The 17,603-nt window shown below is 54.1% G+C and carries 18 protein-coding genes; 4 read left to right on the top strand and 14 right to left on the bottom strand.

Features of this window, described 5'->3' with window-relative positions; translation table 11 throughout:
- Positions 1 to 19: 19 nt before the first annotated feature.
- The 6 genes from sufB to IM700_RS18775 form a co-directional block, all read right to left on the bottom strand.
- Positions 20 to 1,417 carry a Fe-S cluster assembly protein SufB gene (sufB, locus tag IM700_RS18800; RefSeq protein WP_155607118.1) on the bottom strand — a complete coding sequence of 466 codons (1,398 nt, stop codon included), beginning with the start codon at positions 1,415 to 1,417 and terminating at the stop codon, positions 20 to 22.
- 22 nt (positions 1,418 to 1,439) lie between these two features.
- A complete protein-coding gene (gene sufU, locus IM700_RS18795; protein WP_155607189.1) occupies positions 1,440 to 1,862 on the bottom strand; it encodes a Fe-S cluster assembly sulfur transfer protein SufU in 423 nt (140 codons plus the stop codon).
- The gene (locus tag IM700_RS18790) at positions 1,862 to 3,082 is read right to left on the bottom strand and encodes a cysteine desulfurase (protein ID WP_193418283.1); all 1,221 of its coding nucleotides are present in this window, start codon (positions 3,080 to 3,082) and stop codon (positions 1,862 to 1,864) included. Before IM700_RS18790 ends, sufU begins: the two co-directional genes overlap by 1 nt.
- The gene (gene sufD / locus IM700_RS18785) at positions 3,079 to 4,380 is read right to left on the bottom strand and encodes a Fe-S cluster assembly protein SufD (protein ID WP_193418284.1); all 1,302 of its coding nucleotides are present in this window, start codon (positions 4,378 to 4,380) and stop codon (positions 3,079 to 3,081) included. Before sufD ends, IM700_RS18790 begins: the two co-directional genes overlap by 4 nt.
- Positions 4,381 to 4,399: 19 nt before the next feature.
- A complete protein-coding gene (gene sufC / locus IM700_RS18780) occupies positions 4,400 to 5,182 on the bottom strand; it encodes a Fe-S cluster assembly ATPase SufC (protein ID WP_155607115.1) in 783 nt (260 codons plus the stop codon).
- A 311-nt stretch (positions 5,183 to 5,493) separates the two neighbouring features.
- Positions 5,494 to 5,967, bottom strand: a complete 474-nt coding sequence (locus IM700_RS18775) for a Dps family protein (protein ID WP_193418286.1) — start codon at positions 5,965 to 5,967, stop codon at positions 5,494 to 5,496.
- 248 nt (positions 5,968 to 6,215) lie between these two features.
- Here IM700_RS18775 and IM700_RS18770 point away from each other — a divergent pair, with 248 nt between their 5' ends.
- Positions 6,216 to 6,767: a hypothetical protein gene (locus IM700_RS18770; protein WP_155607113.1), complete on the top strand. Its 552-nt coding sequence runs from the start codon at positions 6,216 to 6,218 to the stop codon at positions 6,765 to 6,767.
- 92 nt (positions 6,768 to 6,859) lie between these two features.
- Here IM700_RS18770 and IM700_RS18765 read toward each other — a convergent pair whose 3' ends face one another.
- The gene (locus tag IM700_RS18765; RefSeq protein WP_418888794.1) at positions 6,860 to 7,300 is read right to left on the bottom strand and encodes a DUF423 domain-containing protein; all 441 of its coding nucleotides are present in this window, start codon (positions 7,298 to 7,300) and stop codon (positions 6,860 to 6,862) included.
- 125 nt (positions 7,301 to 7,425) lie between these two features.
- Here IM700_RS18765 and IM700_RS18760 point away from each other — a divergent pair, with 125 nt between their 5' ends.
- The 3 genes from IM700_RS18760 (at position 7,426) to IM700_RS18750 (ending at position 9,751) form a co-directional block, all read left to right on the top strand.
- Complete coding sequence (locus IM700_RS18760) at positions 7,426 to 7,839, top strand: hypothetical protein (protein ID WP_155607112.1); 414 nt, start codon at positions 7,426 to 7,428, stop codon at positions 7,837 to 7,839.
- Between the two features lie 158 nt (positions 7,840 to 7,997).
- Positions 7,998 to 8,858, top strand: coding sequence for a DegV family protein (locus tag IM700_RS18755; protein ID WP_193418288.1), 861 nt, complete (start codon positions 7,998 to 8,000; stop codon positions 8,856 to 8,858).
- Positions 8,859 to 8,896: 38 nt separating this feature from the next.
- Positions 8,897 to 9,751: a DegV family protein gene (locus IM700_RS18750; protein WP_193418290.1), complete on the top strand. Its 855-nt coding sequence runs from the start codon at positions 8,897 to 8,899 to the stop codon at positions 9,749 to 9,751.
- Between the two features lie 81 nt (positions 9,752 to 9,832).
- Here IM700_RS18750 and narI read toward each other — a convergent pair whose 3' ends face one another.
- The 7 genes from narI to IM700_RS18715 are packed head-to-tail and all read right to left on the bottom strand — an operon-like array spanning position 9,833 to position 17,432.
- Positions 9,833 to 10,522, bottom strand: a complete 690-nt coding sequence (narI, locus tag IM700_RS18745) for a respiratory nitrate reductase subunit gamma (RefSeq protein ID WP_193418292.1) — start codon at positions 10,520 to 10,522, stop codon at positions 9,833 to 9,835.
- 20 nt (positions 10,523 to 10,542) lie between these two features.
- Positions 10,543 to 11,205: a nitrate reductase molybdenum cofactor assembly chaperone gene (narJ, locus tag IM700_RS18740; RefSeq protein ID WP_239484052.1), complete on the bottom strand. Its 663-nt coding sequence runs from the start codon at positions 11,203 to 11,205 to the stop codon at positions 10,543 to 10,545.
- Positions 11,206 to 11,211: 6 nt separating this feature from the next.
- Complete coding sequence (gene narH, locus IM700_RS18735; protein WP_193418294.1) at positions 11,212 to 12,711, bottom strand: nitrate reductase subunit beta; 1,500 nt, start codon at positions 12,709 to 12,711, stop codon at positions 11,212 to 11,214.
- Complete coding sequence (locus IM700_RS18730) at positions 12,701 to 16,384, bottom strand: nitrate reductase subunit alpha (RefSeq protein ID WP_193418296.1); 3,684 nt, start codon at positions 16,382 to 16,384, stop codon at positions 12,701 to 12,703. Before IM700_RS18730 ends, narH begins: the two co-directional genes overlap by 11 nt.
- Complete coding sequence (locus tag IM700_RS18725; protein ID WP_193418298.1) at positions 16,385 to 16,669, bottom strand: hypothetical protein; 285 nt, start codon at positions 16,667 to 16,669, stop codon at positions 16,385 to 16,387.
- A 6-nt stretch (positions 16,670 to 16,675) separates the two neighbouring features.
- Positions 16,676 to 16,999 (bottom strand): hypothetical protein, encoded by a 324-nt coding sequence (locus tag IM700_RS18720; RefSeq protein ID WP_155607106.1) that lies wholly within the window; start codon positions 16,997 to 16,999, stop codon positions 16,676 to 16,678.
- Positions 16,953 to 17,432 carry a hemerythrin domain-containing protein gene (locus IM700_RS18715; protein ID WP_193418300.1) on the bottom strand — a complete coding sequence of 160 codons (480 nt, stop codon included), beginning with the start codon at positions 17,430 to 17,432 and terminating at the stop codon, positions 16,953 to 16,955. Before IM700_RS18715 ends, IM700_RS18720 begins: the two co-directional genes overlap by 47 nt.
- Positions 17,433 to 17,603: the final 171 nt, after the last annotated feature.

The raw sequence follows: 17,603 nt of genomic DNA, 5'->3' as shown, positions 1-17,603 counted from the left end.
TTTCCCCTTGCGTTCAATCTTACCCGATACTGCCTTCCATTTCGAACTTGATCAAGCGGTTCATTTCCACCGCATATTCCATCGGCAGTTCTTTCGTGAACGGCTCGATAAAGCCCATGACGATCATTTGCGTTGCTTCTTCCTCGGTCAGGCCGCGGCTCATCAGATAGAAGAGTTGCTCCTCCGATACTTTCGATACGGTCGCTTCATGCTCCAGCGTGATGTTGTCGTTCATGATCTCATTGTAAGGGATCGTATCCGAAGTCGACTCGTTATCGAGAATCAGCGTATCGCATTTGATGTTCGATTTCGCGCCTTCCGCCTGACGACCAAAGGATGCGAGACCACGGTAAGTGACCTTACCGCCATGTTTGGAGATCGACTTCGACACGATCGTCGACGTCGTATCCGGCGCCAGGTGAATCATCTTCGCACCGGCGTCCTGAAGCTGGCCTTTGCCGGCAACAGCGATGGACAGCACGCTACCTTTCGCGCCGCGGCCTTTCAGGATAACGGCCGGATATTTCATCGTCAGCTTGGAACCGATGTTCCCATCGACCCATTCCATGTTGGCGTTCTCTTCGGCTACCGCACGTTTTGTAACCAGGTTATAGATATTTGGTGCCCAGTTTTGGATCGTCGTGTAACGGACACGCGCGTCCTTCTTCACGATGATTTCAACGACCGCGCTATGCAGCGAGTTCGTGCTGTAGATCGGCGCCGTACAACCTTCGGTATAATGTACGAAGCTGCCCTCGTCGGCGATGATCAGCGTCCGTTCGAACTGCCCCATGTTCTCCGAGTTGATCCGGAAATAAGCCTGCAGAGGCACTTCACACTTCACGCCCTTCGGTACGTAAATGAAGCTGCCGCCGGACCACACCGCGCTGTTCAGAGCCGCGAACTTGTTGTCCGCCGCAGGAACCACCGTTCCGAAATACTCCTTGAATAGTTCCGGATATTCACGCAAGGCGGAATCCGTATCCATGAAGATGACGCCCTGATCTTCCAGATCCTTCTGAATGCTGTGGTATACGACCTCTGATTCGTATTGGGCGGAGACGCCAGCCAGGAACTTCTGCTCAGCCTCTGGAATCCCCAGTTTATCAAAGGTTTCCTTGATTTCCGTCGGAACTTCTTCCCACGTTTTGCCTTGTTTCTCGGAAGGTCTAACATAATATTGAATATCGTTAAAATCTAGCTCGCTCAAGTCACCGCCCCAGTTAGGCATTGGCATCTTCTCGAACTGCTCGAGCGATTTCAGGCGGAAATTAAGCATCCAATCAGGCTCGCCTTTGATCCGGGAGATCTCCGTTACGATTTCGCGGGTTAAGCCTTTCCCCGATTGAAAGATCGACTTGTGTTCATCCCGGAAGCCGTATTTGTACTCTTCCAATTCCGGTGCTTTCTTGGCCATGTTCGGCTACCTCCTTAGGGGATTAGTTATCCGCTTGGATTCCTTTTTTCAGCGCGTTCCAAGCTAACGTAGCGCATTTGATGCGGGCAGGAAATTTATTAACGCCAGATAAGGCCTCGAGATCTTCATAATCGTCAAAGTCCACCGACTCGCCAATCATCAACCGGGAGAACCGTCCGGCCAGGTCCATCGCTTCATCGAAAGTCCGGCCCTTGACGGCTTCCGTCATCATCGATGCCGACGACATGCTGATGGAGCAGCCTTCCCCGGTAAAACGGGCGTCCTTGACGACGTTATCTTCCACAATGAGCTGCAGGGAAATACGGTCGCCGCAAGTCGGATTGTTCAAATCTACCGTCAGCGCGCCTTCCTCAAACTTCCCGCGGTTACGCGGATTCTTATAATGATCCATTATGACTCGGCGGTACAGATCGTCCAGTTGCATCACCCAAAATACTCCTTTGTTTGGATTAAAGCTTCCGCCAGTCGGTCGATATCCTGTTCCGTATTGTACAAATACAGGCTGGCTCTGGCCGTTGCGCTCGCTTCAAGCCAGCGCATAAGCGGCTGGCAGCAGTGATGGCCCGCCCGGATGGCGATGCCGGAAGCATCAAGCACGGTTGCAACGTCATGCGGATGAATATCCTGTAGATTGAAGGTAATCAAGCCCACTTCGCGCTCACGCGGTCCGTATAGAGTCAGCCCTTCAATTTCAGACAGGCGGTTCATCGCATAACCGGCGAGTTTAGCCTCATGCCGGTGAATTTCCTCAAGCCCGATACCTTCCAGGAAATCAATGGCCGCCGCCAGCCCAACTGCGCCAGCGATGATAGGCGTCCCACCTTCGAATTTCCACGGAAGCTCCTTCCAGCTTGATTCATACAGCCCAACATCGTCGATCATTTCCCCGCCGTATTCAATCGGCTCCATGGATTCCAGCAGTTGCTTCTTCCCATATAGTACCCCAATTCCAGTAGGCGCGCACATCTTGTGGCCGGAAAAGGCATAAAAATCCGCGTCCAGATCCTGTACGTTGACCTTCATATGCGGGGTGCTTTGGGCGCCGTCGACGACCATAACTGCCCCATGGCGATGAGCGATGGCCGCGAGCTCCTTGATCGGATTCACGACGCCAAGAACGTTGGAAACGTAGGCCGTTGCCACTATCTTCGTCTTCGAGGTGATCGTCTTCTCCGCATCCGCCAGATCGATATGACCGTCCGGTTGAAGAGGAATGTATTTCAATACTGCTTTCTTCTTCAATGCCAGCTGTTGCCATGGAATGAGATTACTATGATGCTCCATCGGAGTAATGACGATTTCGTCCCCTTCACCGACAGCTGCCGCCCCGTAAGAGGAAGCGACCAGATTCAACGCCGTAGTGGTACCGCGGGTAAAGATGATCTCTTCCCGGAGCGCTGCACCGATGAATCGAGCTACCTTCTCGCGTGCGTTCTCGTAAGCATCGGTCGCCCGGCTGCCCAGCGTGTGAACGCCGCGATGCACATTCGCATTATCCCATTCGTAATAATGCTTGATTGCTTCAATTACGACAGCCGGTTTCTGTGAAGAAGCCGCACTGTCGAGGTATACGAGCGGATGCCCGTTGACTTCCTGCTGCAAAATCGGGAATTGTTTCTTGAGCTCTTCGGCGTGAATGCTCATTGTCCCAACTTCCTTTCCACCAGGCCTTGCAGTTGCTTCTGCAGCTGTTCCAACGGAATATCCGATACGACAGGCGCGAGGAAGCCATAGATGACTAGACGCTCCGCATCTGTACGGGAAATCCCACGGGACATCAAATAGTAGATTTGCTCCGGATTGACTTGCCCTACGGAAGCCGCATGTCCTGCCGTGACGTCATCCTCGTCAATCAGCAGAATCGGGTTCGCGTCTCCACGCGCTTTCGGGCTTAGCATCAGCACTTTCTCGGTTTGCTGACCATCCGCTTTAGTGGCGCCTTTCTCAATCTTCGTAATGCCGTTGATGATAGCGGTCGCCTCTTCCCGAATGACTGCACGGGTGATCATTTGGCTGGTCGAGCTCTTGCCGTAATGGACTGCCTTCGTCGTGTAGTTCAAACGTTGTTTCCCCGAACCGACGGCGATCACCTTCGCATCAGAGGTCGAACCGTTCCCTTTCAAGATGGACAGCGTTTCGCTCGCTGAATCGCCGCTGTTCATTTCTCCGATAATCCATTCGATGCTTCCGTCGTTTTCGACTACGGCGCGGCGGTACGTCATATCTGTCGCTTGCTCGCCCAAATGGTGAACCGTGGCAAATTGAACCTTGGCACCCGGTTTTACCACCACTTCGGCCGCACCGTTATGCACAATGTTTCCATTCAAGTCCACAGAAATATAGTTATCCACGTAGGTCACTCGGCTGTTCGTATCCGCTACGATCAATATGTGCGGCGCAAACGCAGCTCCCGCATTGTCCAACAGGAAAATGCTCTGCAGCGGCGTATCAATCACCACGTTCTTCGGAATATATAGGAATACGCCGCCGTTCCACAATGCTGCATGCAAAGCGGACAAACGGTTTTCGTCCGGTTTTACGACACTGTGAAGGTGCGCCTTTACGAGGTCGCCATGCTCACGGACTGCCGTTTCCAAATCCGTGAAGATGACCCCTTGGCTAGCCAATTCCGGTGCCAGACGAGTAAATACCGTATCTGCATTACGCTGAACAAGCAAATTGCTCTGCTCCGTCAAATCGACTAGCGATCGAATGCTGTCGGGAAGCTGCTGCGGATTTGTGTCGTGGGTCTGATCAAGCTTTCCAAAATTCGTTAAATCCCAGCGGTCAATCCGCGTCTTCTCCAATTTAGGCAGTTCCAGTTCCGTCGCCAGCTGCAGCGCCTTCGACCGGCTGTCCGTCAGCCAAGCCGGTTCGCCGCGCTTCGCGGAAAGTTGTTTCAATTGCTCCGCTTCTACCGGAAGTACGGTTTGTGTCGTCATTCTCTACTCCTCCTTCCGATTAGGCTTCTTGACCAACCGTTTCGTCCACAATGCCCAGCTCTTCCTTGACCCAATCATAACCTTCGGCCTCCAGGCGTTCGGCTAGCTCAGGACCGCCGGATTTCACGATGCGACCTTGCATCATGACGTGAACGAAGTCCGGTTTGATATAGTTTAACAAGCGTTGGTAGTGGGTAATAATCAGGAAACCACGGTCTTCGCTGCGCATGGAGTTCACCCCATTGGCTACGATCCGCAAGGCGTCGATGTCGAGACCAGAGTCGATTTCATCCAAAACAACGATCTTCGGATCCAGCAGCAGCATTTGCAAAATCTCATTCCGTTTCTTCTCGCCGCCGGAGAAACCTTCATTCAAATAACGGTGCGCGAACTCTGGATTCATCTCCAGCACTTTCATTTGGCCTTCCATTTGGCGAATGAATTTAATCAGGGAAATCTCGTTCCCTTCGCCGCGGCGGGCATTAATTGCACTGCGCAAGAAGTCCGAGTTCGTCACGCCTGCGATTTCACTAGGATATTGCATCGCCAGGAACAGACCTGCGCGTGCGCGCTCGTCAACGGCCATCTCCAACACGTCTTCACCGTTCAGCGTCACTTTACCGTCCGTCACTTCAAACTTCGGATGGCCCATTAGCGCAGATGCCAGCGTACTTTTCCCGGTCCCGTTAGGTCCCATGATAGCGTGGATTTCCCCGCCTTTTATCTCAAGATTGATCCCTTTCAGGATCTCCTTCTCCTCGATTGTCGCCTTAAGTCCCTCAACTACAAAATGCGTTGCCATGTAACTGCTCCTTCCATCCACAAATATTAACGTTATTTGCTCAGGGACGCCGCCCTTGTTGTTGCCATTATATCATAACAATTATCACATTAGAATAATTCTAAGTGATTCTCATTGATTCTCATTTCCATTCTAACCTACTTTATTGGCATAAGCAACGTATGCCAGCGGATATAAACCCGTATGCTATACTCTTTGTCACAGACAAGTCGAAATTCCCATTGTTACCCAAAGTAAAAGGACCCGGCCCTTTCTTACGGCCAAGCCCTTGTGGAAATGCCTCACTTGTATGAACTTGTAACAAAGCAGGGTTAACCCAAATAGGCCCGGAGCATCCACATCTGCTTCTCAAGACTGCCAACGTAGCCGGTCAACAGATCGCTGGTGGCATGATCCTCGGCCTTGTCAGCCAGCGCAATCCCTTCGTTGTAAGCCTCGGTCAAGGTCGCTAAATCCTCAAGCACGTGCTGCACCATTGCCTGCGGCTCCTCCTTACCGCCCGCCTCCTGGATGGTGGCAAGTTCCAAGTACTCCTTCAGCGTTGCTGCCGGGTTCCATTTTAGCGTCAGCATCCGTTCAGCGACGGCATCCATTTGCTCAGAAACTTCATTATATAATTCTTCAAATTTGGCATGCAGTCGAAAAAAATCGCGCTCTTTCACATACCAATGATAGTTGTGCAATTTCACATAAAGCACATTCAAGTTGGCGACCTGTTCGTTCAACAGTTGCTCCAGGCTCGATTTCTTCGTTTTTCCTGTAGATTTCGTTTCCGAATTGGCCATCCTCATCCCCTGCTTTCTATATAGAATAGATGTCATTATCTTACCCGAATTCAAGTTAAGCGAAACAGAAAGATGGGAGACATCCAGTTTACGTTCCGCCTGTTTGCTGCGGCAAACGCTTTCTTTCGGTTTCCAGCAATGCTCAGTGTTTTTTTCATGAATTTGGACTATGATTGTTGTATTAGTGGTGCTATGATTATTTGGGTATTTTCAACATAAAAGGATAACACGCAATATTTGGGGGAATTATGGACAATCACACTGGTCAACATCATGAGGAAGAATTGGGTTACTTGTTCAACGTCGAAATTCTGATCAAGGGCACGACGAACCCGTTGGCATTGCAAGCGCTGCTGAAGCTGCTAAACGGCAGCTCAGACATCATTGATTTCCGCATTAATTCCGGAATAGAGTTGGGACAAATCATTGAATCGACCTTAGCTTCCCGCAAGCAGTCCCGTATTGATAAAGCCAGAGTCGCCTCAACCAAGAATAGCGCCAAACAGACGCCACAGCCTCCGGCTGCGGCCGAGAAGAAGAAAAACGAACCGGCTGCCCCGGCTTCAGGTAACTTCAAGGATATCGCGGCCAGCGAGGAATTCCAGGCTTGGATTCAAGGCTACATCACCGGGAACAAGTTGGTCCGGCTGTATGTCAACCGAAACGGGAAGCGGACGAGCATTCCCTGCCGAATTCTGAATTTCCTTCCGGAAACCTACGCTCTAAACGTATACCACGTCGACGAGAAGCAGGTCTATACGCTAAAACTGAGCGAAGTCATCGACTTTCTGGATACTTAACGGTTCACCGGATCATATCAAAGGGCTGACGTTTCCTGCCAAGCAGGATTCGCCAGCCCTTTTGATTTCGACACTCAAATCAGGCGGGGTCTTTAAGCCCCCGCCCGAGAAGTACCCTTCCAGGCCTCAAGTGCGAGCAGCAACCAACCTCCCAGAAAAGCTACGCCGCCAAGCGGCGTCACCGGACCAAGCCATCGGAAGTCCAATGTGGATAGCCCGTATAAACTGCCCGAAAATAGAATCACACCGATCAGAAACAATCTTCCGCTCCACAACAGGCGCCGGGATTCTCCCCATTTTCCGGAAAACAAAGCGGCCACAAGCATCGCAATGCCATGGATCATCTGGTAATGAACCCCGGTCTCGAAAGTCCCTATGGCCGACTCGCCGATCCGTTCCTTCAGGATATGAGCGCCGAACGCTCCAAACGCCACGGCTAGAAGCATGACAATGGCACCGATTCCCGCATATTTTCGCTGCACGATCGCATTTCGCCCCTCTCTGAGTATGTCCACCGTTTTCATGTCCATCATACCGCAGAGCTTCGTCTATTTTCCACTGCAATCCCTCCTCCCCAAAAATGTCCTTGCAATTTTCGGAAGGATATTTAAAGATGTTCTTGAATAGGTTTACATTACCGTATTAAAGGAGTTTTCAAATGGATTATCGCCAATCAGAGCAAGAACCCGTATCCTCTTACAATGCGCCTTTTGAGCCCGCCTATCGGATGAAGTTCTCCGGACCAGGCATCGCTTCATTCGTACTCAGCTTACTTGCCGTAATCGGCTATATCGTATCGCTAGCGCTGATTACGTCCACGGTACTAGAGATCATGGACCAGCCAGCAAACGTGATCGCTGAAGACCTGCTGCAGCGAACCGGCGCTTTGCTCGGCATTTTACTGTTTCTCGTATCCGGTTTGCTGGACCTGATCGCACTGATTTTGGGCATTATCGGCCTAGCGGTCAAAAACCGACGTAAAGTGTTTGCGATTTTAGGCACGATTTTCTCAGCGTTATCTTTGTTGATGCTCATCATGTTGTTCGTTTTGGGCAGCCTTACCGCCCCGTAACAATGGCGGCTTGATGCCGCCGTTTCAAGCCCCAAGCCTCGCGGGTACGGTGACGCGGACTTGGGGCTTTTCCTAGTCTCGTTCTTTTTGTTAGAATAGTGAGAAGTTGCTTTTTTCATCTACTAAGAATTCGTATCAACTAACCAAGGAGACTGCTTATGTCTAATGTGAAAATTTTCGCGGATAGTACCTCGGACCTTCCAGCCGGTTGGGCCGAACGGCATGAGATCGGACTGGTCCCGCTTTGCGTCGTATTCGGTGATGAGACGTTCCGGGACGGCATCGACATTACCCCGCCCGATATCTATCGCCGGGTGGAGGCCGAGGGAAATCTGCCTAAGACAACGGCTCCGTCCCCGAAAGACTTTATGGATGCCTTTGGCCCTTATATCGATCAAGGACGGGACATCGTGTATATCAGCTTGTCCTCCAAGCTCTCGTCCACTTACCAGAACGCGCAAATCGCTGCCGCGGAATTTCCCGAGGGCCGGATCCATGTCGTCGATTCCCTTACCCTATGCAGCGGTATTGGATTGCTCGTTATGAAGGCCGTGCAGCTTGCCGAGAAGGGCTTTGAAGCCGCGGAAATCGCCGGACAAGTCGCCGCGATGCGCCCTCAGGTGGAGACCCAATTCGTTATCGATACGCTGGAATATTTGTATAAAGGCGGACGCTGCTCCGGGATGCAAAATTTCATCGGCAGTCTGCTGCAAATCCGGCCGGTGCTGAAGCTTGTGGACGGAAACATCATCCCGGCTTACAAGGTCCGGGGCCGCAAGGAGAAAGCCGTGCAGCAAATGCTCGACAACGCCCTGGCCGATAAGGATAAAATGGATCAGGATTTAATCCTGGTCGCTCATACCCTTGCCGAGGAAGAAGCGCAGCGGCTGGCCGTCATCCTGCGGGAACAGACCGGTGCGCGCAAAGTCGCCATTGCGGAAGCTGGTTGCGTCATATCGAGCCACTGCGGACCGCACACGGTCGCAATCATGTATACAAGAAAACAACCGGCTTCCTAAGTCCCATAGATAACCAATGAACTTTTAGGAGGATTCATATGGGTTCCATCAAAATTTTTGCGGACAGTACCTGCGATCTCCCTGCGGATTGGATTACGCAGTACGACATCGGCATCGTGCCGCTGTACGTCACGTTCTCAGAACAGACTTATAAGGATGGCGTCGATTTGACGGTGCCTGAGCTGTACCGGAAAGTCGACGAAACGGGCAAGCTGCCGAAGACGGCAGCACCTTCCCCTGCGGACTTTATACAGGCGTTTACGCCTTTTGCCCAGGAAGGCCAGAGAATCCTATATATCAGCTTGTCTTCGGAACTATCCTCGACTTACCAGAACGCGCTGATCGCCGCAGAGGAGTTTACCGAAGGTACGGTTACCGTGTTTGATTCCCTGAACTTATCGACCGGCATCGGTCTTCAGGTCATGAAAGCCGTCGGGGCCGCGTCGGAGGGAAAGAGCGTGGATGAAATCGTTCGCTTGCTGACCGCCGTACGTTCGCAGGTCGAGACCGAATTTGTTATCGATTCGCTGGACTATCTCTATAAAGGCGGACGCTGCTCCGGGATGCAAAACATCGTCGGCAGCCTGCTGAGAATACGCCCCGTCATTAAGGTTGAGGACGGAAAAATGACCCCGGCTTACAAGATCCGCGGAAGCCGCGAAAAAGCGTTAGATCAGCTTCTAAACAACGCGCTTAGCCGCCTGCCCGAGATGGATAACGACCTTATCTTCGTCACCCATTCCTTGGCGGACGAAGACGCAATCATGCTGAAGGAAGCGTTGGAGGCCAAAACAAACGCCCGACTCGTCGCGGTATCTAATGCCGGTTGCGTCATTTCCAGCCACTGCGGCGCCAAAACGATCGGCATCTTATATACGAAGAAGCTCGCCTAACGAACGCACTAGGAGAAAAGGGAAGGCAAGGGACATTCGCCCCTCGCCTTCCCTTACTTGCGCTTACGGCTAACAACACCCTTATCGCCGCTTATAGCTCACCCGCGAACGGTACTGCTGCGGGGCGCGTGCCGGATAGCGTACCGGCAGAGAGAACATATGCACCAGCTTCGTGAACGGGATCGAGGCGAACAGCAGAAAGGCCGTCAACACATGCAACTGAAACAACAGCGGCACCGTATCCATCAGATGATAATCGGGATGGAACGCAAGCAGGCTGCGGAACCAAGGGCCGATCGTCGTACGATATTCATAAGCCACCACGGTCGTATTGTAAACGATTGTCATATACGTCCCGTTGGCAGCGACGATCAGCAGCAGGACGACGGCGAAGTAATCGGCAAAGCCGGCATGGGCCCGAACGCGCCGGTTCAGGATTTTGCGAATCAATAGCAGGACGAGCCCTAATACCACCATAAGGCCTGCCAGCCCGCCGCCGACGATCGCGAAGAAATGATACGTTTCATCGTGAACGCCTAGGGCGTGATAAACGCTTCGCGGGATCAACACACCCATCACATGGCCAACGAAAGCGAAGACGATGCCGTAATGAAACGCCGTCGACCCGACCCGCAGCCATTTTTTCTCGAAAATTTCCGTCGAGGGAGCCGCCCAGCTCGCCTGCCGGAAGGCAAACCGGTACAGCAAGCCGAGAATCAACACCGTCAATGCGATGTAGGGATAGACTACCCACCAGAATAATCCGGTCATTGCGGTTTTCCTCCATTCATTCAGTTGCACATTTTGAATTGCGTCGGATCCGTCCCCGTGCGGGCTGTCCCATCCATTCCGTAAAGGATCGGGTAAGGAAGTTCGTCCAGGTCGGCTTGCTCCCGCTTTGCTTCCAATCGGCGGATGTCCTCTTCCGAGGGCTCGCCGAATACCTCTTCCATCAGGTAGGCGAACACCTCACGGTAAGGGCTGTCCTCCGGGAGATGATCGGCAACGCGCTTCGTCGCCACGGCCAGCCGCAGATCCAGTGCCCGTACGTGGACATGATCCGGGCGCATCGCCAGCAGCTCGTACAGCAGCGGCATATAATCGGCCAGTTCGCCAGCCGCCGCCACAAATCCGGCATCGCCGATAATGTGCTGCAACAGAATCAATGCAGCCCCCCGTTCGCGGCTGTCTCCAAGCTCGTGCGCGGTGAGATAAAGCCCGGTTTTTTCCTTCCAATCAAAGGTCCAGACGTACTGCTCTCGCAGCTCCCGGAGGGGGAGGGACTGCAAAGGCCGAATTACCGTTTCCAATCGGCTCCTCAACGTAAGATCCTCCACTTCTGATACCGCCTCAGCCGTCTCCCTCAGGATCTCTGGATAAACGTCGTCAGGGTATCCAAGCAATTTGGCGGCGACGACCAATCCGATGCGTTTTGCTTCCATGGCTTCCACCATATCGATCTATTCCCCCTTGGCAAAATACTGCGACATAAAGCCATCCTCCGGTGTAATTCCCTCCAGGCTGCAAGCGCCTTGGCGATAATGTAATCCGGCTTCCCCGATCATTTCCCGCCGCGCGGTCGGAATGACAAACCGTTCGTTATGCTTGGCGACGGCAAACAGACGGGCCATCTCCTCGATTTCCTCCACGGTTGTTCCCGCTTCCTCCAGCAATCGGCTGCGTCTCAGCTCGTCCAACCCTCCGACGGCGCGGTCGCGCATCATCACGCGCATGGCCGTCATTTTCAACAAAACCTTCCGAATTACCTTCGTATCCCCCGCCGTCAGCAAGGAAGCCAAATATTCCACCGGAATCCGCATTTGATCTACCGCCGGGATATACATGTCCGTCTGCAGCTCATCTTCCTCGATGTGGTTCATGATCGGGCTGAGCGGCGGCACGTACCAAACCATAGGCAGCGTCCGGTATTCGGGATGAAGCGGGAGCGCGACCTTCCATTTCATCGCCATTTTATAAATAGGTGAACGCTGAGCGGCATCGATCCACGCATCCGTGATTCCCGTTCTTCTCGCTTCCTTAATGACTTCGGGATCGTTAGGATCGAGGAATACGCCCAACTGCGCTTCATACAGCTCCTGCGGATCCTCCACGGCTGCGGCGGCTTTGACCCGGTCCGCATCATACATCACAACACCGATGTAACGGATCCGTCCGACACACGTCTCGGAGCAGATCGTCGAGAGTCCGGCCTCCGTGCGCGGATAGCAGAAATTGCACTTCTCCGCCTTATGCGTGTTCCAGTTGTAATACACCTTGTGGTAAGGGCAACCGTTCATGCAAAACCGCCAGCCGCGGCAGGCTTCCTGGTCGACGAGCACGATGCCGTCCTCGTCCCTCTTGTAAAGAGCACCGGACGGACAAGAGGCAACGCAAGACGGATTGAGACAATGCTCGCAAATCCGTGGGAGGTACATCATAAACGTCTTCTCGTATTCTAACGCGATGTGCTCTTGCAGCTTCTTCACGTTAGGGTCCATCGGGACGATTTCGCTGCCCCCGGCCAGATCATCGTCCCAGTTGGGGCCCCATGTCGGCTTGTCCATGTATTCGCCCGTAATCATGGATACCGGCCGTCCGACCGGCAAGTTCTTGCGTTTCGGGCTATGGAGCAGGCTGTCGTAATCGTACGTCCAAGGCTCGTAGAAGCTGTCCAGATCGGCCATATCCGGATTGTAAAAAATATTCGCCAGCTTCGCGATCGGCCCACCGGCCCGCAGCGACAGCTTGCCGCCGCGCAGTACCCAGCCGCCCTTGTATTTGTGCGAATCTTCCCATTCCTTCGGATATCCCGGTCCCGGCCGGGTCTCCACGTTGTTGTACCACATATACTCCGTGCCGGGGCGGTTGGTCCAGGTGTTCTTACAGGTGACCGAGCAGGTATGGCAGCCGATGCACTTGTCGAGGTTCATCACCATCGCGACCTGTGTTTTAATCCTCAAGCCAATTTACCTCCTTCAGCGGACGGATGATCGTCATCGTATCCCGTTGATTTCCTGTCGGCCCGTAATAATTGAAGCCGTAACTGAGCTGCGCGTAGCCGCCGATCATATGCGTCGGCTTGAGCGTAATACGGGTCACGCTGTTGTGCGTGCCGCCCCGCTGCTTGGTGATTGAGGTGCCGGGCACGCCAAGCGTACGGTCTTGGGCGTGGTACATATAAGCGATTCCCTCGGGAATCCGGTACGTCAGCACCGCCCGCGCCGCCACGACCCCGTTCCGGTTATATACCTCGATCCAGTCGTTGTCCTTTATGCCGATCGAGGCTCCATCCTTCTCGTTTAGCCATACGACCTGCCAGCCGCGGAACAATGTTGACATCTGGTTCGTATCAGTAAACATCGTATGGATGCCCCACTTCTGGTGGGGGGTCAAATAACGGATCGTCAACGATTTCCCGTTCCCCGGCACCTCCCGTTCCCCTTTCAGGAAAGGAACATGCTCCAGCGGCGGCAAATACAACGGCAGTGCCTCCCCGAAATCAAGAATCATTTCATGATCGAGATAGAAACTTTGCCGACCGGTTAACGTCCGCCACGGAATGTTGTATTCAGTGTTCAACGTAAACGGGGAATACCGGCGGTTGTCCTTCTCCAGCCCGCTCCAAACGGGTGCAGAAATGGCTTGGCGCGGCTGGGCCGTGATATCGAACAAGGTAAAAGCTTCCTCTTCCCTTGGTTTGGCGATGTCCGCAAGCTGCTTCCCCGTCTTCTTCTCCATGTCGCGCCAACCTTCGACAGCACGTTCTCCGTTCGTCGCCCCCGACATCAACAGGATGGCTTCGATCGCTTGGCGATCATCGTACAAATCCGGCTGGCCTTTGCCAATGCCCTCCCGTTTGGAGATCCCCAACCGTTCCTTCAGCTGCTTATACACCCGTTCACCCGGGATCTTGACCGCTTTGGAACTATACCCCTTCTCGATGTTCGGACCCAACGTGATCATCTTCCCATAGACATTCGGGTAGTCGCGCTTGACGATGAGGAAATGCGGCATGCTCTTGCCGGGAATCGCTTCAATTTCTCCTTTCCGCCAATCCTTGATCTTCCCGTGCACCTGAGCTACTTCATCCGGGCTGTCATGCCCGAGCGGCGTCATCATGACGTCCTCACAAGCGGGAAGATGCTTCTCGGCCAACTCCGAGAACGTCTTGGCGATTTCACGGAAAGCATCCCAATCGCTTTTACTCTGCCATGGAGGAGAGATCGCCGGGTTAAACGGGTGGATAAACGGATGCATGTCCGTGCTGCTCAGATCATGCTTCTCGTACCAGGTCGCCGCAGGCAACACGATGTCCGAGAACAGTCCGGAGCTCGTCATACGGAAGTCCAAGCTGACGAAGAGATCGGTCTTGCCCTCCGGCGGCATATCGTCGGTGTGCACGTCCTTCGGTCGCCAGGACTGGGATGGGTCGGTTAAGACCTGGTTGTCGGTACCGATCAGATGCTTGGCGAAATACTCATGTCCCTTGCCGCTGTCGCCCAGCAGATTGGAACGCCAGTTAAAGAACACGTGCGGGAAGTTACGCGGATCGTTCGGATGCTCGATCGCAAAGTCCAGCTCGCCGTCCTTGACCATTCGAGCAACCTCCTGGACGGCTTCCCGGTCATCCGTCAGGCCCTTCTCGCGCAACTGCTTCGCCACTTCCAGCGAGTTCTGGCTGAACTGCGGGAACGACGGCAGCCAGCCGAGCCTTGCGGCCATCGCATTGACGTCGGCCGGGTGCTGTTTGCTATAGCGGCCTCCCCATGGCGTAACCTGCTCTTCGTTTACCGGAGCTTCGTACCGGAACTGCTCTGTGGCGAAATAAAAAAACGACGTGCCGTTTTGCAGCCGTGGCGGGCGAATCCAGTCGCCGGCAAAGGCAATTTGCTGCCAGCCTTCCAGCGGCCGCACCTTTTCCTGGCCGACATAGTGAGCCCAGCCGCCGCCGTTTACCCCCTGCGCGCCGGTTAATAACACCAGGTTCAAGATGGCACGGTAGATTTGGTCGCTATGGTACCAATGGTTGGTCCCCCCGCCCATCGCGATCATCGAACGGCCCCCCGTCTTGGCGGCATTGTCGGCGAACTCACGCGCGACCTGAATACAATGCGATTTCTTCACCCCGGTAATCGCTTCTTGCCAGGCCGGCGTATACGGCTTCTTATCATCGTAGTCGGTTGGATAGTCGCCGGGCAGCCCCCGAGGAACGCCGACATGAGCCATCATTAGGTCGTATACGGTCGCCACCTTCAGGGTCTCGCCTGACGGGGTTTGCAGGTGCTTGACCGGCACGCCTCGCTGCACGGTTTGCCCTTCTTGTTCCGCGAAATAAGGAAAATCGACCAGAGCAACCTCATCCGCGCCCTCAAGAAAACTCAGCTGCGGATCGATGCGTGTGCCGTCCGGCTTGTCCAGATCCAGATTCCATCGGCTGTCTTGATCCCAGCGGAAGCCTTGGCTGCCATTTGGCACTTCCGGTTTCCCTGTAGCGGCGTCCCAGAGCACCGTCTTCCAATCGGCCAGCTCCTGGTCGTCGCCGAGATCCGCCGCGCGCAGGAACCGATCCGAGCGGAAGCTTCCGTTCCCCTCTTTCAAGAGGACGAGGAAGGGAAGGTCGGTAAATTTTTTCACATACTCCTTGAAATAAGGGGTCTCTTGATCGACGTAAAATTCCTTCAGAATGACATGCGTCATGGCCATGGCCAGCGCGGCGTCCGTGCCTACTCTAGCCGGCAGCCAGATATCGGCAAATTTCTCGTATTCCGAATAATCCGGACTCACGCCGACGACCTTGGTCCCGTTGTAGCGGGCCTCCACCATAAAATGAGCGTCAGGGGAACGGGTCTGCGGGATGTTAGTGCCCCAAATAATAAAGTATTTCGTATTGTACCAATCTCCGCTCTCCGGCACATCCGTCTGATCCCCCCACACCTGCGGGGAAGCCGGCGGGAGATCGGCGTACCAGTCATAGAAGCTCAGTATCGTTCCGCCGATCAGCGAGAGGAACCGAGTTCCTGCCGCATAGCTGACCATCGACATTGCCGGAATCGGGCTGAAGCCAACCACGCGGTCAGGCCCGTACTGGCGGATCGTATGAATGGTAGCAGCCGCGATCATTTGGCAGGCGACATCCCAATCCGCGCGGACGAAACCACCCTTGCCCCGCGCCTTAACATAGCGGGTGCGTTTCTTCGGATCGTCCACGATATTCTTCCAGGCGATCACCGGATCCTTAACGGCCGCCATCTCCTCGCGCCACATCTCGTATAGATCCCCGCGGATGTACGGGTACTTCACCCGCAGCGGGCTGTAAGTGTACCAGGAGAAGCTGGCCCCCCGCGGGCAACCCCGCGGTTCGTATTCCGGAAAGTCCGCGCCCGTCGTTGGGTAATCGGTCTTCTGCGTCTCCCACGTAATGATGCCATCCTTCACGAACACGTTCCAGCTGCAGGAGCCCGTACAGTTGACACCATGTGTGGAGCGAACGACCTTGTCATGCTGCCACCGGCCGCGATACAAGCTCTCCCAATCCCGGCCGCGGGGGCTTTCCTCGGTCCAGCCGTCATTGATGCGCTCCCCGCGCCGCAAATATTTCAAAGACTCGAACAGCTTGTTCTGCTTATCGCCCACTTAACTATCTCCCTTCTGATCAAATGCCGTTTGCGAAACCGGATTAAACCGCTCACCGGTCAGCTTGAACGCGCCCTCTCCGGCACGCAGCTCTTCTGCGAACACGCTCCAGACGGGGGCATTACAGGCGGCCAGGATCAAGCGCTGCAGCTCGTCCGGCTGATGGATGGAAGCGATCTTCGCCTCGACATCGGCCTCCGGCACTCCGAATCGCATCTGCAGCACCGAAAGCAGATCTTCCCGGTCCTGTCTAACGATTAATTCAAGCTCGCGTGCTTCCTCCAACTTCCGTCAACTCCTCTTATAGTAATCCGCGATCAATGCCTGTTTGACTCGTTCGGCGGCTTCCCGCAGGAATCCCCTGATTCGTTCGTCATCGTGCTCGATCCAATCCCAAGGAATCACGCCGCTTTCCAGACGTTCAAACCGCTCGCCGTAGCGCACGCGAACGGCAACGCCCCGTTCATGGAGCTGCGCTCCCGCCTTGACGTCATAAGGGTGCAAACCCAAGCGCGCGAGCTCGTCCGTCAAACGGGAGTAAAGCCGCGGCTCAGCCGCGCGGAGCGGTTTATCCGGCAGCAAATCCGTCAATTTCGGGGCCGGAAGATGCGTCATGACGTACCGCCTCCATTTCTTTTTCCACCATGTCTTCTTCATACCGGTTATGCAGCTGGTCAACCAGGATTAGCGCTTGAAAGCGGTAGACCACTTGATCCCCGACCTCTCCCCGCTCCAAGCAATCCCTAATTTCGGCCACCAGTTCCCGCAGCAGTTGATGATCCCGGGTTAAAGCGGTGATGACATCCTTCAGCTGCGGCTTCAGTTCGAGCGCCTCGACGTACAGCCCTTCTTCCTCGCTCTGTGCGTGTTGAAGCGTGCGCGATTCCCAATGCTCCACGGCGATCCAGGCGATATCCAGCGCCTTATCCGTTTCACCTCGGCTCAAACAGCGCGCGAGCAGCTCCGTGAGTTCCTTGGCCTCTTCCAACACCGCTTCATGAATCAATGCATGGCTGTCCACATTTCTTAAGGAGGGTCCCGATCTCATGTTTTCACACCCCTTTTATGGCTAATTTTTACTAGGGTTCGCTTTAAAATTCCGATTTATACCACTTTTTGGGCAGAAAAAAGCCCGAAGCCTCGCTTTAACGCAAGGCTCCCGGCAATATCATGCATGCATATTCAAAGTAACGTTCCTCCCATGAATCCGTTCGGTCAG

The organism is Paenibacillus rhizolycopersici, from assembly GCF_014947195.2.
In the GTDB taxonomy this organism is placed as follows: Bacteria; Bacillota; Bacilli; order Paenibacillales; family Paenibacillaceae; genus Fontibacillus; species Fontibacillus rhizolycopersici.
Note: the sequence above shows the minus strand (reverse complement) of the source record. Positions and strands in the feature narration are given on the sequence as shown.

Bases quoted from the DNA above. Each gene is read 5' to 3' on its own strand.
- sufB (WP_155607118.1), bottom strand. From the start codon at position 1,417: ATGGCCAAGAAAGCACCGGAATTGGAAGAGTACAAATACGGCTTCCGG.
- IM700_RS18715 (WP_193418300.1), bottom strand. From the start codon at position 17,432: ATGAGATCGGGACCCTCCTTAAGAAATGTGGACAGCCATGCATTGATT.
- narI (WP_193418292.1), bottom strand. From the start codon at position 10,522: ATGACCGGATTATTCTGGTGGGTAGTCTATCCCTACATCGCATTGACG.
- IM700_RS18770 (WP_155607113.1), top strand. From the start codon at position 6,216: ATGGACAATCACACTGGTCAACATCATGAGGAAGAATTGGGTTACTTG.
- IM700_RS18765 (WP_418888794.1), bottom strand. From the start codon at position 7,300: ATGATGGACATGAAAACGGTGGACATACTCAGAGAGGGGCGAAATGCG.
- sufC (WP_155607115.1), bottom strand. From the start codon at position 5,182: ATGGCAACGCATTTTGTAGTTGAGGGACTTAAGGCGACAATCGAGGAG.
- IM700_RS18720 (WP_155607106.1), bottom strand. From the start codon at position 16,999: ATGACGCATCTTCCGGCCCCGAAATTGACGGATTTGCTGCCGGATAAA.
- sufU (WP_155607189.1), bottom strand. From the start codon at position 1,862: ATGCAACTGGACGATCTGTACCGCCGAGTCATAATGGATCATTATAAG.
- IM700_RS18790 (WP_193418283.1), bottom strand. From the start codon at position 3,082: ATGAGCATTCACGCCGAAGAGCTCAAGAAACAATTCCCGATTTTGCAG.
- IM700_RS18755 (WP_193418288.1), top strand. From the start codon at position 7,998: ATGTCTAATGTGAAAATTTTCGCGGATAGTACCTCGGACCTTCCAGCC.
- sufD (WP_193418284.1), bottom strand. From the start codon at position 4,380: ATGACGACACAAACCGTACTTCCGGTAGAAGCGGAGCAATTGAAACAA.
- IM700_RS18760 (WP_155607112.1), top strand. From the start codon at position 7,426: ATGGATTATCGCCAATCAGAGCAAGAACCCGTATCCTCTTACAATGCG.
- IM700_RS18775 (WP_193418286.1), bottom strand. From the start codon at position 5,967: ATGGCCAATTCGGAAACGAAATCTACAGGAAAAACGAAGAAATCGAGC.
- narJ (WP_239484052.1), bottom strand. From the start codon at position 11,205: ATGGTGGAAGCCATGGAAGCAAAACGCATCGGATTGGTCGTCGCCGCC.
- IM700_RS18750 (WP_193418290.1), top strand. From the start codon at position 8,897: ATGGGTTCCATCAAAATTTTTGCGGACAGTACCTGCGATCTCCCTGCG.